The following is a 17,078-nucleotide window of genomic DNA, read 5'->3' on the forward strand; positions in this document are numbered from 1 at the left end:
ACAATAGCCCAATCCGTGTGAGAAGAACGCAATCATGAGCGACCTGTACGCCGAAGCCCTGTCCACGTTTGCCGGCCTGTTCGACGAGGCCAAACAGAGCCGCGAGGTCGAGCCGAACGCGATGACCGTGGCCACCGCCGATACGCAGGGTCGTCCCTCGGCGCGCACCGTGCTGCTGAAGGCGTTCGATGAGCGTGGCTTCGTGTTCTACACCCATCTCGACAGCCACAAGGGCCGGGAGCTGCAGGCCAATCCGCAGGCTGCACTGCTGTTCCTGTGGCGCAGCCTGCGCGAGGCCGGCGTCCAGGTGCGCATCGAGGGTCGCGTCGAGCAGGTTGCCGCTGCCGAGGCCGACGCCTATTTCGCCAGCCGTCCACGCATGAGCCAGATCGGTGCCTGGGCCTCGCAGCAGTCGAAGACGCTGGCAACGCGCGAGGAATTCGATGCGCGCGTGGCCGAGGTCGAAGCCCGCTTCGAGGGCAAGGACGTGCCGCGCCCGGAGGGCTGGAGCGGCCTGCGCGTGGTGCCTGACCGCATCGAGTTCTGGTTTGGCGCGCAGTTCCGCCTGCACGAGCGCTGGTGCTATGAAGCCGGCGCCGAAGGGCGCTGGAGCAAGCGCCTGCTGTACCCGTAAGGCGGGGTGGTGCCGGGGCTGCTGTAGAGCCGAGCCCATGCTCGGCTGATGTTCTCGCAGGAGCAGCCGAGCATGGGCTCGGCTCTACAGAAACCTGCGTTTGTCGCGAACGGACTGGTCCGCTTCATGCACGAGCAGGTCGGCGACGGGCACACTCGCTGCGATGCCCTCGATCTGCGGAGTTGCCATGCCCTCCTGGCGTTGCCTGTTTGCCGTGCCGCCACCACGCCGCGGCGTGGAAGCGTTGTTGTTGCTGCTCGCCCGCATCGTGGCGGGTGTGATGTTCTGCGTGTCCGGCTGGAACAAGGTGTTCACCGACGCCGGGCGCGAGCGCATGGTGCATACGCTGGTCGATGCCGGTATCCCATTCCCGGTGTTCAGTGCGCCGGTACTCGGTGCGATCGAGTGGATTGCGGGTGGTCTGCTGGTGCTGGGCCTTTTGAGCCGCCCCTCGGCCCTGCTGCTGGCGGCGATCTGCGTAGTGGCTGCGCTGACCGATGGCATCGCGCGCATTCCGGCAGGGCTTGGCGTGCTGGATTGGCTGAGCTGGTTCTTCTACCTGAGCGAAGTGCCGCTGGGCGTACTGCTGCTGTGGATTGCCGCAGTGGGTAGTGGACGGTTCGCCATCGAAGCGCGCTGACGACAGGCACCCTGTAGAGCCGAGCCCATGCTCGGCTGCTTACGCGGGAACATCAGCCGGGCATGGGCTCGGCTTTACAGGTCCTCCGCGCGCAGCCAGCGCCACAGCGTGGTGCGTGACACGCCCAGCGCCTGCGCCATGCCCTCGCGATCATGCCGGTGTTCCCGCAACAGTGCTTCCAGCTTGGCCCGCGGTGGGCGCCTGCCGTTGCTTTCCAGCGGCAACGCCGCGACACCTTCATGCACCAGCTCGGGTGCCAGCTGCAGCAGCCGCGCCGTATCGATCAGCCCTTCACCGGGCTGCCAGTGGATGCGCAGGCGATCGACCAGATTGCGCAGCTCGCGCACGTTTCCCGGCCACTCGGCCGCGCACAGCACCGCCAGCGCCGCCTCATCCAATGGCGCGTCGATGCCACGCAGCTGGCGGAAGAAATGCTGCGCCAGCAACGGGATGTCACCGCGTCGGGCGCGCAGCGAGGGCAGGGCAATCCGCAGCGCGGCCAGGCGGTAATACAGGTCGCGGCGGAAGCTGCCGGCCGCCGCGCGCTGCTCCAGCGATTGCAGGGTGGCGGCGACCACGCGCAGGTCCACCGGCGTCGGTTCGGTGGCACCCACGCGCAGCACTTCACGTTCCTCCAGCACCCGCAGCAGGCGGGTCTGCAGCGGCAGCGGCAGTTCGCCGATTTCGTCCAGGAACAGGGTGCCGCCATCTGCAGCTTCCACCAGGCCAACGCGGCCGCCACGCCGTGCGCCGGTGAAGGCGCCATCGCTGTAGCCGAACAGCTCCGCTTCCAGCAGCGATTCGCTGATCGCGCCACAGTTCAGCGCGACGAAGCGGCCACGGCGCCCGCTGGCGGCGTGCAGCTGGCGCGCCACCAGTTCCTTGCCGGTGCCGGTTTCGCCGCTGACCAGCACGGTGCTGTCATGTGGGGCATACAGCGCGATCTGCGCGCGCACCTGCGCCATCGCGTCGCTGTCGCCGAGCAGTTCATGCGCATCGGCACGCGCTGCCGGGCGCCGGCGCGGTGCAGCGCGGTTGCTGCCGGAACGTGCCAGGGTCTGGGTCAGTTCCAGCGCATGTTCGAACGCCTGCCGCACCGAGTCGGCCGAATACAGCAGCACCCCGGGCAGGCCGGCCTGCTCGGCATGGTCGATGGCCATGCCGGTGCCGACGATCACCTCGATGCCGTTGGCGCGCAGGTCGGCGATGCAGTCGCGCGCATCCTCGCGGGTGACGAAACGGCGATGCTCGATATTCAGGCCGAAACTCTGCTGGAAGTTGCTGAACACCGGTACGTCGCTGGCGTGGGTGACCAGGCCGATGCGGCTGGCGATACGCCGTGCCCGGGCCAGCGCTTCCATCAGGTCGAAGCCGTTGGCCTGGATCGGCACCAGCGGCAGCTCCAGCCGGCCGCGCAGCCAGGCCGCGTTGGAGCCGCCAGCGATGACCACGTCGCAGTGCTCGCGGCGCAGGCGTTGGCCGATCACCTCCACCGCTTCCTCGAAGCCGAGGTTGATCTGTTCGATACGCGCGCGGCGGTCGAACTCGGGGATCACGTCGCCGAGCAGGCCGGTCAGCCGCGAGACGCTGACCGTCCAGATCACCGGACGGCCCGGGTCGGCATCGGCATGGCGAAGCGGGGAGCGGGGCAGATACATGGCAGCCGGTTCGGGGAGGATGTTTCATGATACATCCGTTTCAATGTTTCATATGTTCCACTGCTGCATGCCGGTCATTCCCGTGAAATCAACCGCTTGCAGCTTGGCATGGTGCTTGCGCTTCCTTATCCGTACTTCAACCTGGATCGTCGCATGACCGCTTCTGCCCCTTTCTCCGCCGGTGCCCGCTTCCGTGAGGCGCTGGCTGCCGAATCGCCGCTGCAGGTGATCGGTGCGATCAACGCCAACCACGCCCTGCTGGCCAAGCGCGCCGGCTTCCGTGCCATTTACCTGTCTGGCGGCGGCGTTGCCGCAGGCTCGCTGGGCCTGCCGGACCTGGGCATCAACACCCTGGAAGACGTGCTGGTGGACGTGCGCCGCATCACCGATGTCTGCGACCTGCCCTTGATGGTCGACATCGACACCGGCTTCGGCCCGAGCGCGTTCAATATCGCGCGCACCGTGAAGTCGCTGATCAAGGCCGGCGCGGCCGCCTGCCACATCGAGGATCAGGTCGGTGCCAAGCGTTGCGGCCATCGTCCGGGCAAGGAGATCGTCTCGCAGGGTGAAATGGTCGACCGTGTGAAGGCCGCTGCCGATGCCAAGACCGATCCGGACTTCTTCCTGATCGCGCGCACCGATGCCATCCAGGTGGACGGCGTGGACAAGGCGATCGAGCGCGCCATCGCCTGTGTCGAGGCCGGTGCCGACGGCATCTTCGCCGAGGCCGCCTACGATCTGGATACCTACCGCCGCTTCGTCGACGCGGTGAAGGTGCCGGTGCTGGCCAACATCACCGAATTCGGCGCCACCCCGCTGTTCAGCCGCGATGAACTGGCCTCGGCCGGCGTCGCCATCCAGCTGTTCCCGCTGTCGGCGTTCCGTGCCGCCAACAAGGCCGCCGAGAACGTCTACCAGGCGGTGCGCCGCGATGGCCACCAGCGCAACGTGGTGGAAACCATGCAGACCCGCGAGGAACTCTACGACCGCATCGGCTATCACGCCTTCGAGCAGCAGCTCGATGCGCTGTTCGCCGCCAAGAAATAAGCAGTACCCTGCACCATCAAGTTTCGGAGGGAAACATGAACGATACGACCGCAACCCCGACCTTCAAGCCGAAGAAGTCCGTCGCCCTGTCCGGCACCGCGGCCGGCAACACCGCGCTGTGCAGCGTGGGCCGCAGCGGCAACGACCTGCACTACCGCGGCTATGACATCCTGGACCTGGCCAACACCAGCGAGTTCGAGGAAATCGCCTACCTGCTGGTGCACGGCAAGCTGCCGACCCGCGCCGAGCTGGTTTCGTACAAGGCCAAGCTGAAGTCGCTGCGTGGGATCCCCGCCGCGGTGAAGGCCGCGCTGGAAGAGCTGCCGCCGTCGGCGCACCCGATGGACGTGATGCGCACCGGCGTGTCCGTGCTCGGCTGCGTGGCACCGGAGAAGGACGACCACAACCACCCGGGCGCGCGCGACATCGCCGACAAGCTGATGGCCTGCCTCGGTTCGATGCTGCTGTACTGGTACCACTGGAGCCACAACGGCCGCGCCATCGATGTGGAAACCGACGATGATTCGATCGGCGGCCACTTCCTGCACCTGCTGCATGGCGAAAAGCCGCAGGATTCGTGGGTGAAGGCGATGCACACCTCGCTGATCCTGTACGCCGAGCACGAGTTCAACGCCTCGACCTTCACCTGCCGTGTCATCGCCGGTACCGGCAGCGACATGTACAGCGCGATCTGCGGTGGCATCGGTGCGCTGCGTGGCCCGAAGCATGGCGGCGCCAACGAAGTGGCGTTCGAAGTGCAGAAGCGCTACGACAACCCGGATGAGGCCGAGGAGGACATCAAGGCGCGCGTCGAGCGCAAGGAAGTGGTGATCGGTTTCGGCCACCCGGTCTATACCGTCTCCGATCCGCGCAACAAGGTGATCAAGGACGTGGCCCGCGAGCTGTCCGAGGAACAGTCGAGCATGAAGATGTACGACATCGCCGAGCGCCTGGAGTCGGTGATGTGGGACATCAAGAAGATGTTCCCGAACCTGGACTGGTTCAGTGCGGTCAGCTACCACATGATGGGCGTGCCGACCGCGATGTTCACCCCGCTGTTCGTGATCGCGCGCACCGCCGGCTGGAGCGCGCACATCATCGAGCAGCGCATCGACGGCAAGATCATCCGCCCGAGCGCCAATTACATCGGTCCGGAAGACCGCGACTTCGTTGCCATCGACAAGCGCGTCTGATCCCCCTGCTGTACCCATCCGGCCGGCCGCATGCCGGCCGGGTGCTTTCGCCGCCGCACCGCCGGCACCCGGCCCGCCCCAAGCACTCCGCCAGCCCATGAATACCGATTACCGCAAGAACCTTCCCGGCAGCGCGCTGGACTATTTCGACGCGCGCGCCGCTGTCGATGCGATCCAGCCCGGCGCCTATGCCACCCTGCCGTACACCTCGCGCGTGCTGGCCGAGAACCTGGTGCGCCGCTGCGATCCGACCACGCTCGGCGATTCGCTGAAGCAGCTGATCGAGCGCCGTCGCGACCTCGACTTCCCGTGGTTCCCGGCACGCGTGGTGTGCCACGACATCCTCGGCCAGACCGCGCTGGTGGACCTGGCCGGCCTGCGTGATGCGATCGCCGACAAGGGCGGCGACCCGGCCAAGGTCAATCCGGTGGTGCCGGTGCAGTTGATCGTCGATCACTCGCTGGCGGTGGAATGCGGTGGCTACGATCCGCAGGCGTTCGAGAAGAACCGCGCCATCGAGGATCGCCGCAACGAAGACCGTTTCCACTTCATCGACTGGACCAAGCAGGCGTTCCAGAACGTGGACGTGATTCCGCCGGGCAACGGCATCATGCACCAGATCAACCTGGAGAAGATGTCGCCGGTGATCTACGTGCAGGACGGCGTAGCCTTCCCGGATACCTGCGTGGGCACCGATAGCCACACCCCGCACGTCGACGCGCTGGGCGTGATCGCGATTGGTGTTGGCGGCCTGGAAGCGGAGAACGTGATGCTGGGCCGCGCGTCGTGGATGCGCCTGCCGGATATCATCGGCGTCGAGCTGACCGGCAGGCCGCAGCCGGGCATCACCGCCACCGACGTGGTGCTGGCACTGACCGAGTTCCTGCGCAAGGAACGCGTGGTGGGTGCGTATCTTGAATTCTTCGGCGAGGGGGCGTCGGCACTGACCATCGGTGACCGCGCCACCATCTCCAACATGTGCCCCGAATACGGCGCCACCGCCGCGATGTTCTATATCGACGGGCAGACCATCGATTACCTGCGCCTGACCGGCCGCGAGGAATCGCAGGTGGCGCTGGTGGAGAACTATGCGCGCACCACCGGCCTGTGGGCCGATGACCTGGCCACCGCGCAGTACGAGCGCGTGCTGCGCTTCGACTTGTCCAGCGTGGTGCGCAACATGGCTGGCCCGTCCAACCCGCACAAGCGCGTGGCCACTGCCGAGCTGGCCGAGCGCGGCATCGCCGACAAAGCCAAGCTGGCAGCGGGCAGGGCCGAGCAGGCGCAGGGCCTGATGCCCGACGGCGCGGTGATCATCGCCGCCATCACCAGCTGCACCAACACCTCCAACCCGCGCAACGTGATCGCTGCCGCACTGCTGGCGCGCAAGGCCAACGAACGTGGCCTGCTGCGCAAGCCGTGGGTAAAGTCGTCGCTGGCGCCGGGCTCGAAGGCGGTGCAGCTGTACCTGGAAGAATCCGGCCTGCTGCCGGACCTGGAAAAGCTCGGCTTCGGCATCGTCGCCTTCGCCTGCACCACCTGCAACGGCATGAGCGGCGCGCTGGATCCGGCCATCCAGCAGGAGATCATCGATCGCGACCTGTACGCCACGGCCGTGCTGTCGGGCAACCGCAACTTCGATGGCCGCATCCACCCGTATGCGAAGCAGGCCTTCCTGGCGTCGCCGCCGCTGGTGATCGCCTATGCCATCGCCGGCACCGTGCGCTTCGACATCGAAAAGGACGTGCTGGGCGTGGATGCCGAGGGCAACGAGGTGCGCCTGAAGGACATCTGGCCGAGCGATGCCGAGATCGACGCGGTGGTGAAGGCCTCGGTGAAGCCCGAGCAGTTCCGCCGCGTCTACAACCCGATGTTCAACGTGCGCGTGGAGCATGGCGCGGCGGTCAGCCCGCTGTACGACTGGCGCCCGCAGAGCACCTACATCCGCCGTCCGCCGTACTGGGAGGGCGCACTGGCCGGTGAGCGCACACTGTCGGGCATGCGTGCGCTGGCGGTGCTGCCGGACAACATCACCACCGACCACCTGTCGCCGTCCAACGCGATCCTGGCGTCCAGTGCCGCCGGCGAATACCTGGCGAAGATGGGCCTGCCGGAAGAGGACTTCAATTCCTACGCCACCCACCGCGGTGACCACCTGACCGCACAGCGCGCCACCTTCGCCAACCCGAAGCTGTTCAATGAAATGGTGCGCAACGACGATGGCAGCGTGAAGCAGGGTTCGCTGGCGCGCGTGGAGCCGGAAGGCAAGGTGATGCGCATGTGGGAAGCGATCGAGACCTACATGGACCGCAAGCAGCCGCTGATCATCATCGCCGGTGCCGACTATGGCCAGGGCAGCTCGCGTGACTGGGCCGCCAAGGGCGTGCGCCTGGCCGGTGTGGAAGCGATCGTGGCCGAAGGCTTCGAACGCATCCACCGCACCAACCTGATCGGCATGGGCGTGCTGCCGCTGGAGTTCAAGCCGGGCACCACCCGCCTGACCCTGGGCATCGACGGTACCGAGACCTTCGACGTGATCGGCGAGCGCACCCCGCGCGCCGACCTGACCTTGGTCATCCACCGCCGCGACGGGCAGGACGTGATCGTGCCAGTGACCTGCCGCCTGGACAGCGACGAGGAAGTGGCGATCTACGAAGCCGGTGGCGTGCTGCAGCGTTTCGCCCAGGACTTCCTGGAAGGCGCCAAGGTGGCGTAAGGCAGCAGATAGCTGCCTTGTGTCGAGTTGTCGCCATGCTGGCTTCGGCCCGCATGGCGGTGGTCACGAAGGAGAGGGGCGTTGCCCCATCTGCATGGGAACGGCGTTCTACACAATCGCAGGCACGGTCAACACCGCCTTCATCCTGCTGAGCCTGTTGGGTGTGGGCGCGCAGTTGCGCTTGGTGCGCGACCGTCGGGAACGAGCGGATGCGACTGAAAGCGCCACTGCCGTGCTGTCGCTGAATCAGTTCACGGTCAGCTTCCTGGCCTACCTGTCCTTTTTCGTCTATGGCTACAGCGTCACGCCGTTCAATCACTTTATTGTCTGGCCTCGCTTGCTCGCGTCGGTGCTGGTCATGGCCATCCTGGTGGAGATCTGGCGCGACCGACGGAATCGCTCTGCCACGACCAGCCTGGTGACGGCCGTGCTGCTGCTGGCCTGCGCACTGGCTGGCCTGGCTTGGGGCGACCGTCATGTGGATGAGGGCAGGGTAGTGGCCAGCGCGATGATCGTGGGCATCACTGCCTTGCTGGCGCAGGGTTACGCGCACCAGATCCTGCTGATCCTGCGCAATGGCCACACCGGTGCGGTGTCGTTGCGGATGAGTCAGCTGATCCTGCTGATGGATCTATCCACGATTGTGTTTGCCTTCGCCATGGGCATGCGGATGGGATGGCCGTTGCTGCTGCTGGCAGTGGTGAGTGGCAGTACCAAACTGGTCATCCTTTACCTCTTCCATTGGCAGCAAGGAATGTCCGCGCGGGCGCGGCGAAGTCATGCTGGGGCGTCTGCGTGACGGCGAGGACCTCTTTTGCAAAGGCTGGCGCTTTCTACCCTTGTCGTTGTCTTTGGTGCCTCGCAGACTGTCGTGTGACAGTCCCACGATGGAGGTCCGTATGGTCAATATCAAGGTGGTGCTGACTGATGAGCTCAAACAATTCGTGGACCAGGAAGTTCGAGAAGGCGACTACGCCAGCGCTTCCGAGTACGTTCGCGACCTTCTCCGTCAGAGTCGGCAAAGCAAGGCTGAAGACCTGCTACGCCAGTTAATCGCGGAAGGCCTTGCTTCGGGGCCTCCGGCCCCCCTGCCTCCGGGGTACTTCCAGAGACTGCTTGAGCGCGCGTCGAATCGAGAATGAAGCCAGTACATCCCTCCAACCCCAGGGCGGTGCGCGGCTCCCCGAGAATTGTTCCACTGCACACAGGAATCCGATCCATGACCTTCCTCCCGCAACTTCGTATTCCCGCCACCTACATGCGCGGCGGCACCAGCAAGGGCGTGTTCTTCCGCCTGCAGGACCTGCCCGAAGCCGCTCAGGTGCCGGGCGCCGCGCGCGATGCGCTGCTGATGCGCGTGATCGGCTCGCCCGATCCGTATGGCAAGCAGACCGACGGCATGGGCGGTGCCACCTCCAGCACCAGCAAGTGCGTGATCATCTCCACCGCCTCGGTGCCGGACCACGATGTGGACTACCTGTACGGCCAGGTCTCGATCGACACCGCCTTCGTCGATTGGAGCGGCAACTGCGGCAACCTCAGTACGGCAGTGGGTCCGTTCGCGATCGCCAATGGGCTGATCGATCCGGCCCGGGTGCCGCGCGATGGCCTGTGCACCGTGCGCATCTGGCAGGCCAACATCGGCAAGACCATCATCGCCCACGTGCCGATGCGCGATGGCGAAGTGCAGGAGATCGGCGATTTCGAGCTGGATGGCGTGACCTTCCCGGCCGCCGAGATCCAGCTGGAGTTCATCGATCCGTCCGATGACGGCGATGCGGGCGCGATGTTCCCGACCGGCAACCTGGTCGACACCCTGGACGTGCCGGGCGTCGGCAGTTTTGAGGTGACCATGATCACCGCCGGCATTCCGACCATCTTCCTCAATGCGGCCGACCTGGGCTACACCGGCACCGAACTGCAGCCTGCGATCAACGAGGACAAGGGGGCGCTGGAGCGCTTCGAGAAGATCCGCGCCTACGGCGCCTTGCGCATGGGTCTGATCAGGAACCTGGAAGATGCGGCCACCCGCCAGCACACGCCGAAGGTGGCCTTCGTGGCGCCGGCACGGGACTACGTGTCCTCCAGCGGCAAGGCCATTCCGGCCTCGGCCATCGACCTGCACGCGCGGGCGTTGTCGATGGGCAAGCTGCACCACGCGATGATGGGCACCGCCGCCGTGGCGATCGGCACTGCGGCGGCGATTCCGGGCACGCTGGTCAATCGCGCGGCCGGTGGTGGTGAACGCGAAGCGGTGACCTTCGGCCACCCTTCCGGCACGCTGCGCGTGGGCGCGCAGGCCGGCCTCGTTGACGGCCAGTGGACAGTGACCAAGGCCATCATGAGCCGCAGCGCCCGCGTATTGATGGAAGGCAAGGTGCGGGTGCCGGCCGAATAACCAGCCGGTCGGCGCTGGCATCACATGCTTCGGTAGATGCCAACCTTGGTTGGCATGGCATTGGCACCGCCCGGGCAACGTCCAGCGCCAACCAAGGTTGGCGACTACCGGGAGGCGCGGCCTGAGCTCTGAAGAGGAGATCGACGATGTCTGACAGCCACACCCCATCCAACGAGCGTGCAGCGTGGGATGCGCTGCTGGTGGACATCGTCGATTACGTACGCGACGCGCGCATCGACTCCCCCCTGGCCTTCCAGACCGCGCACTACTGCCTGCTCGACACGCTGGGCTGCGGGCTGGAAGCGCTGTCCTTCCCGGCCTGCAGCAAGCTGCTCGGTCCGCTGGTGCCGGGTATCAGCGTGGTCAACGGGGCGCGCGTGCCGGGTACGCACTACGTGCTGGACCCGGTGCAGGCCGCCTTCAACCTGGGCGCGATGGTGCGCTGGCTGGATTTCAACGACACCTGGCTGGCCGCCGAATGGGGCCACCCGTCGGACAACCTGGGCGGCATCCTGTCTGTCTGCGATTGGCTGGGGCGCAACGCGCAGGCCCTGCATCGCCCAGCGCCGACCCTGCATGACGTGCTGCTGGCGATGATCAAGGCACACGAGATCCAGGGCGTGCTGGCCCTGCAGAATTCCTTCAACCGGGTCGGGCTGGACCACGTGGTGCTGGTCAAGGTGGCCACCACCGCGGTGGTTGCGCAGCTGCTCGGCCTGGATCGCGAACGCATGCTCAATGCACTGTCGCTGGCCTGGGTCGATGGCCAGGCGCTGCGCACCTACCGGCACGCGCCCAACACCGGCTCGCGCAAGAGCTGGGCGGCCGGCGATGCGACCAGCCGTGGCGTGCGCCTGGCGCTGATGGCGGCCAGTGGCGAGATGGGCTATCCCAGTGTGTTGAGCGCGCCGACCTGGGGTTTTGAAGCGGTATCGATGCAGGGCAAGGCGCTGACGCTGGAGCGACCGCTGGGCAGCTACGTGATGGAAAACGTGCTGTTCAAGATCAGCTACCCGGCCGAGTTCCATGGCCAGACCGCGGTGGAGGCGGCGATCACGCTGCATCAGCAGCTGCGTGCGATGGGGCGTCGGGTCGAGGACATCGCGCACATCGCCATCCGCACCCAGGAAGCCTGCATCCGCATCATCGACAAGCAGGGGCCGCTGCACAACCCGGCCGACCGCGACCACTGCGTGCAGTACATGGTCGCCATCGCGCTGCTGCATGGGCGGCTGGTGGCCCAGGACTACGAGGACGACGTTGCCGCCGACCCGCGCATCGACGCACTGCGCGCGAAGATGGCCTGTCATGAGGATCCGCAGCTCAGCGCCGACTACCTGGACCCGGACAAGCGCAGCATCGCCAACGGCCTGAGCGTGCGCTTCAGCGACGGCACTGAGCTGCCCGAGGTACTGGTGGAATACCCGCTGGGCCACGCGCGCCGACGCGAGGAGGGCATCCCGTTGCTGATGGACAAGTTCCGCCGGCACCTGGCCCATCGCTTCCCGACCACCCAGCAGCAGCGCATCCTGGCCGCATCGCTGGATCCGGTGGCGCTGGCGGCGATGCCGGTGACCGACTACGTGGACCTGTACCTGCCGGGGTAGGGGACGCTTCACCGGATCTGACACCGCGCCTGCTTGCCGGGCACGTGGCTCGACCCGCTTGGGTAGGTGCCAACCCTGGTTGGCACGGCCAATGCCAACCAAGGTTGGCGGCTACCGAGACTGCCGGCCAGCGGCCGGCACTACCCGCGCCTGGGGCAATTGCCGGATTTGCGTCAACACCTTGACGTGGCCTGCCTATAATGGCCGCCTCGATCAAGGAGTGACGACATGAGCGGTCCGGCACGGCGGAAGCGGTGGGGGTGGGCGGCGGCCGTACTGGCAGGAGGCCTGTTGCTGGGGCTGGCCGGCTGCCGCAATGACAGCGGGCAGCTGCCCAAGGCCAGTGGTGAAGCCATCACCACCAAGGCCGAGCAGGTGAAGGAATTCACCCTGCTGCGTGCCTACCCGGACCAGAAGAATGACGGCCTGTCGCTGGCGCTGGAGTTCTCGCGCCCGCTGGTCGGCACCCAGGATTTCGACAAACTGGTTCGCTTCGAAGAGAAGGTCGGCACCGAGGACAGCAGCTGGACCCTGTCCGATGACGGCCTGACCCTGCGTTACCCGTTCGTCGAGGCCGGCAAGGAGTTCAGCCTGGTGGTCTTGCCGGACCTGCTGGCCGCCGACGGCAGCCGGCTGGGCAAGGAACTGAAGCAGAAGGTGTTCAGCGGCGAGCTGAAGCCGGTGGTCGGTTTCGCCTCGCAGGGCAGCGTGCTGCCGGCCAAGGACAGCCGCGGCCTGCCGGTGGTCTCGGTGAACGTGCCGGAGGTCGACGTCGAGTTCCTGCGCGTGCGCGAGAAGGACCTGCCGACCTTCTTCAGCCAGTACCAGCGCGGCGGCCGCCGTGGCAGCTGGGAGCTCAGCAGCGACTACGAGCGCAGCCCGATCAACAAGCTGGCCGAGCCGGTCTACGTCAACCGCTTCATCCTGGGTGGCAAACAGAACGAGCGGGTGCTGACCTACCTGCCGACCCAGGACATCAAGGAACTGCAGGAGCCGGGCCTGTACTTCGCCCTGCTCAAGCGCACCGGTGACTACGAGGGCGAGTTCGATACCGCGTTCTTCTCGGTCAGCGACATCGGCCTGCATACCCGTGCCTACAAGGACAAGCTGTTCGTGCACACCGCCGGCCTCAAGGACGGTGCGCCGCTGAAGGGCATCGACCTGCGCGTGCTCGACGCCAAGGGTGAGGTGGTGCTGAAGGGCAGCACCGACGGCAACGGCAATGCGCTGCTGAACTACACCCTGGATGCCACCCACGTGCTGGTCGCCAGCAGTGGCAAGGACACCAGCTTCCTGCCGTTCAACCAGCCGGCGCTGGACCTGAGTGAGTTCGCCGTGGCTGGTCGTGACAACGCCTGGTTCGACGTCTACGCCTGGTCCGGCCGCGACCTGTACCGCCCGGGCGAGACCGTGCGCCTGTCCGCGCTGCTGCGCGACAACGACGGCAAGCCGGTCAAGGCACAACCGGTGTTCCTGCGCCTGAAGCAGCCCGACGGCAAGACCTTCCGCGAGACCCGCCTGCAGCCGGGCGACCAGGGCTACATCAACTTCGAGCAGGTGATCCCCGCCGAGGCGCCGACCGGGCGCTGGCAGGTCGAGTTCCGCACCGACCCGGCCAGCAAGGAAGCGATCCAGGGCATGACCCTGCGCATCGAGGAGTTCCTGCCCGAGCGCATGAAGCTGGACCTGGACAGCGCGCAGAAGACGCTGAAGCCGGGCGAGGACCTGCGCCTGCAGGCCAACGGCGCCTATCTGTACGGCGCGCCGGCCGATGGCAACCGCTTCACTGCGCGCATGGCGGTGGCTGCCGAGCAGCAGCCGGTGGAGGGCCTGCCGGGCTATTTCTTCGGTGACCCGACCCTGCAGCTGCCGCGCGAGGCCAAGGACGTGATCGATACCACGCTGCCGGCCAATGGCCAGCTGCGTGAGGATGTGGCGTTGCCGGAAGAGGCGGCCAAGGCCAAGGCACCGATCGCCGTGGTGTTGTCCGGCAGCCTGTATGAAACCGGTGGCCGCACGGTCACCCGTACCCTGAAGCGGGTGATGTGGCCGGCCAACGCGCTGGTCGGCGTGCGGCCGCTGTTCAACCCCGACGATGGTGCTGATTCCAACGGCAACGCACGCTTCGAACTGATGCGCGTGGATGCCGCCGGCACACCGCAGCCAGCCAAGGGCCTGAAGATCACCCTGGTGCGGGAACTGCGCGACTACCACTGGACCTTCAACGACAACCGCTGGGATTACGATTTCACCCGCCGTTTCGAGAACAAGGAAACCCGCACCGTCGATGCCGGCAGCAGTGCGGTTGCCTTCGATTTCCCGGTGGAGTGGGGCGAGTACCGGGTGGACGTGTTCGATCCGTCCACCGGACTGACCAGCCGCTACCCGTTCCGTGCGGGCTGGAGCTGGGGCGATGACAACCGTGGCCTGGATGCACGCCCGGACAAGGTCAAGCTGGGCCTGGACAAGACCGGCTACAAGGCCGGTGACACCCTGGAAGTGACGGTGACCCCGCCGCACGCCGGCAAGGGCATCCTGATGGTCGAGACCGACCGCATGCTGTATGTGCAGGACATCGAGGCCAAGCCGGGCTCGACCTTCAAGATCCCGGTCACCGCCGACTGGGAACGCCACGACGTCTACATCACCGCGCTGGTGTTCCGCGGCGGCAGTGCGCCGAGCAAGATCACCCCGGCCCGCGCCGTGGGCGTGGTGCATGTGCCGATGGACCGCAAGGGCCGAACCGTGGCCGTCGGGCTGGTCGCGCCCAAGCAGATGCGGCCGGAACAGGATCTGCCGGTAACGGTCAGCGCACCGCAGCTGGCCGGCAGGGCCGCGCACGTGACCGTCTCGGCGGTGGACGTGGGCATCCTCAACATCACCCGTTTCCCGGTGCCCGACGCCGGCGCGCACTTCTTCGCCCAGCGTCGCCTCGGTATCGATGCCTATGACATCTACAGCCGGGTGATCGAGAGCTTCGATGGTGGCAGCGGCAAGCTGAAGTTCGGCGGCGACATGGCGCTGCAGGCACTGCCGCAGGCCAAGCGCCCGACCGCGCGCGTGCAGACCGTGGACCTGTTCTCCGGCCCGGTGCAGCTCGATGCCAAGGGCAATGCCCGCATCCGCCTGAAGGTGCCGGACTTCAACGGCACCCTGCGCGTGTCGGCGCTGGTCTACAGCGATGACCAGTACGGCAAGCGTGACGTGGAAACCATCGTGCGCGCCCCGATCCTGGCCGAAGCCAGCATGCCGCGCGTGCTGGCCCCGGGCGACCGCAGCACCGTGACCCTGGACGTGCAGAACTTCACCGGAAAACCGGGGCAGTTCAACGTGAAGGTGGAAAGCGAGGGGCCGCTGAACCTGGGTGAGGGCAGCCGCAGCGTGCAGTTGAATGCCGATGCCAAGACCACGCTGAGCTTCCCGTTGTCGGCTCGCGAGGGCCACAGCGTGGCCAAGGTGCGGGTGCGGGTGGACGGCAACGGCTTCAAGGCTGATCGCCGCTACGACCTGCCGGTGCGTGCGGCGTGGCCGCAGGTGCTGCGTTCGCAGGTGCGCACGCTCGATCCGCTGGCCGCGGTCAGCCTCGACAACAGCCTGACCGATGGCCTGATGGCAGAGTCGGTGAATGCCCGCCTGCTGGTCAGCCCGCTGCCGCCGATCCCGTTCGCCAGTGCACTGCAGGGCGCGCTGAACTACCCGTATGGCTGTGCCGAGCAGACCACCAGCAAGGGTTACGCGGCGCTGATCCTGGACCAGGCGACGTCGTCGATGCTCGGTGCCGACGGCCTGGATGCCAAGACCCGTAGAGAGCGCATGGAAGGTGCGTTCGGTCGCCTGGCGTCGATGCAGGTGGCCAATGGCAACTTCTCGATGTGGGGTGACGACGGCTACGTCAATCCGTGGCTGACCCCGTACATCACCGAGTTCCTGCTTGATGCCAAGGACGCCGGCTTCGCCGTGCCCGACAACGTGCTGCAGAAGGCGCTCAACCGGCTCAGCGAGGATCTGCTGTCCGGCGGCAATCAGTTCTATGGCCAGGAGGATCGCGAGAAGCTGAAGTTCGCCAACCAGGCGTATTCGGGTTACGTGCTGGCCCGGGTCAACCGTGCGCCGCTGGGTACCCTGCGCACGCTGTACGACAACGAGCGCAGCAAGGCGGTCGGCGGCCTGTCGCTGGTCCACCTGGGCGTGGCGCTGTCGCTGCAGGGTGATGCCAAGCGTGGCCAGGCCGCGCTGGCGGCGGCCTTCGCCAAGTCCAGCAGCGAGCGCCCGTCGTACTTCGGCGACTACGGCAGTGCGATCCGTGATGACGCGCTGATGATCGCGCTGACCCACGAGAACAAGCTGGCCAAGCCGGCCTGGGATGCGCGTGCGGTCGATCTCGGCCGTGGCCTGGATGCGCGCCGCAACGCCGGCTGGATGTGGCTGAGCACGCAGGAACAGGTGGCGATTGCACGTCTCGGCAAGGCGCTGGCCGCCAACCAGAAGGCGCTGGTGGCCGGTGAGCTGGTGATCGGTGGCAACACCGAAGCCATCGGCGAGCGCAAGCTGTTCGGCCGCAACTTCAGCGCCAGTGAGCTGGCCAGCGGCGTGCGCTTCACCCCGCAGGGGCAGCCGCCGATGTTCGCCAGCATCGACGTGGCCGGCATCCCGCGCAGCGCACCGGCACCGGACAACAGCGTGCTGGGCGTCGAGCGCAGCTACTACGGCACCGATGGCAAGCCGTGGTCGCCGCGCCCGCTGAAGGAAGGCGAAGCACTGATCGTGCGCGTCACCGTCACCGCTGACACCACGATGCCCGATGCACTGCTGACCGACCTGCTGCCGGCGGGCCTGGAGATCGAGAACTTCAACCTGGGCGATGCCAAGCAGTGGGCCGACGTGGTGGTCGATGGCATCACCATCAGCGACCGTGGTGAAGCCGCCGATACCAAGCACGAGGAGTTCCGCGACGACCGCTACGTGGCCGCGCTGAAGCTCTCGCGTGGCAGCAAGGCCAACGTGTTCTACCTGGTGCGCGCGGTGACGCCGGGAACCTACTCGGTGCCGCCGCCGCTGGTGGAGGACATGTACCGGCCGCAGCTGCGCGGCGTCGGCCGCAGCAACCCGACCACGATCACGGTGGTACAGCCGTGACCGCGCGGACGGGCCGCGACGGTGCGGCCCGTCCTGCCGGCAACCTGCA

At 66.7% G+C, this 17,078-nt stretch carries 11 protein-coding genes; 10 read left to right on the forward strand and 1 reads right to left on the reverse strand.

The genetic code is table 11. The features are described 5' to 3' along the window. Positions 1-34: 34 nt before the first annotated feature. On the forward strand, positions 35-634 hold the full coding sequence (gene pdxH, locus AC5P8R_RS15170; RefSeq protein ID WP_495223593.1) for a pyridoxamine 5'-phosphate oxidase: 600 nt from the start codon (positions 35-37) through the stop codon (positions 632-634). 187 nt (positions 635-821) lie between these two features. Beyond that, on the forward strand, positions 822-1,274 hold the full coding sequence (locus tag AC5P8R_RS15175) for a DoxX family protein (protein ID WP_032957082.1): 453 nt from the start codon (positions 822-824) through the stop codon (positions 1,272-1,274). Positions 1,275-1,348: 74 nt separating this feature from the next. On the opposite strand, the gene prpR is transcribed toward AC5P8R_RS15175, so the two are convergent. Beyond that, complete coding sequence (gene prpR, locus AC5P8R_RS15180; protein ID WP_495223594.1) at positions 1,349-2,932, reverse strand: propionate catabolism operon regulatory protein PrpR; 1,584 nt, start codon at positions 2,930-2,932, stop codon at positions 1,349-1,351. Positions 2,933-3,085: 153 nt separating this feature from the next. Here prpR and prpB point away from each other — a divergent pair, with 153 nt between their 5' ends. The 8 genes from prpB (at position 3,086) to AC5P8R_RS15220 (ending at position 17,029) form a co-directional block, all read left to right on the forward strand. Next, positions 3,086-3,979: a methylisocitrate lyase gene (gene prpB / locus AC5P8R_RS15185; protein ID WP_005418360.1), complete on the forward strand. Its 894-nt coding sequence runs from the start codon at positions 3,086-3,088 to the stop codon at positions 3,977-3,979. A 35-nt stretch (positions 3,980-4,014) separates the two neighbouring features. Then, positions 4,015-5,172 carry a bifunctional 2-methylcitrate synthase/citrate synthase gene (prpC, locus tag AC5P8R_RS15190; RefSeq protein ID WP_005418357.1) on the forward strand — a complete coding sequence of 386 codons (1,158 nt, stop codon included), beginning with the start codon at positions 4,015-4,017 and terminating at the stop codon, positions 5,170-5,172. Positions 5,173-5,269: 97 nt separating this feature from the next. After that, a complete protein-coding gene (gene acnD / locus AC5P8R_RS15195; RefSeq protein WP_197621462.1) occupies positions 5,270-7,888 on the forward strand; it encodes a Fe/S-dependent 2-methylisocitrate dehydratase AcnD in 2,619 nt (872 codons plus the stop codon). A gap of 94 nt (positions 7,889-7,982) precedes the next feature. Further along, entirely contained in the window at positions 7,983-8,687 is a 705-nt protein-coding gene (locus AC5P8R_RS15200; RefSeq protein ID WP_046431997.1) for a hypothetical protein, read from the forward strand. A 100-nt stretch (positions 8,688-8,787) separates the two neighbouring features. Further along, entirely contained in the window at positions 8,788-9,030 is a 243-nt protein-coding gene (locus AC5P8R_RS15205) for a type II toxin-antitoxin system ParD family antitoxin (protein WP_046432026.1), read from the forward strand. A 77-nt stretch (positions 9,031-9,107) separates the two neighbouring features. Then, positions 9,108-10,286, forward strand: a complete 1,179-nt coding sequence (gene prpF, locus AC5P8R_RS15210) for a 2-methylaconitate cis-trans isomerase PrpF (protein ID WP_046431995.1) — start codon at positions 9,108-9,110, stop codon at positions 10,284-10,286. Between the two features lie 146 nt (positions 10,287-10,432). After that, entirely contained in the window at positions 10,433-11,893 is a 1,461-nt protein-coding gene (locus tag AC5P8R_RS15215) for a bifunctional 2-methylcitrate dehydratase/aconitate hydratase (RefSeq protein WP_014648039.1), read from the forward strand. Between the two features lie 228 nt (positions 11,894-12,121). After that, complete coding sequence (locus tag AC5P8R_RS15220; RefSeq protein WP_495223595.1) at positions 12,122-17,029, forward strand: alpha-2-macroglobulin family protein; 4,908 nt, start codon at positions 12,122-12,124, stop codon at positions 17,027-17,029. Positions 17,030-17,078 lie beyond the last annotated feature (49 nt).

The sequence above is a fragment of the Stenotrophomonas sp. YJH_SMC_73 genome, assembly GCF_059370155.1.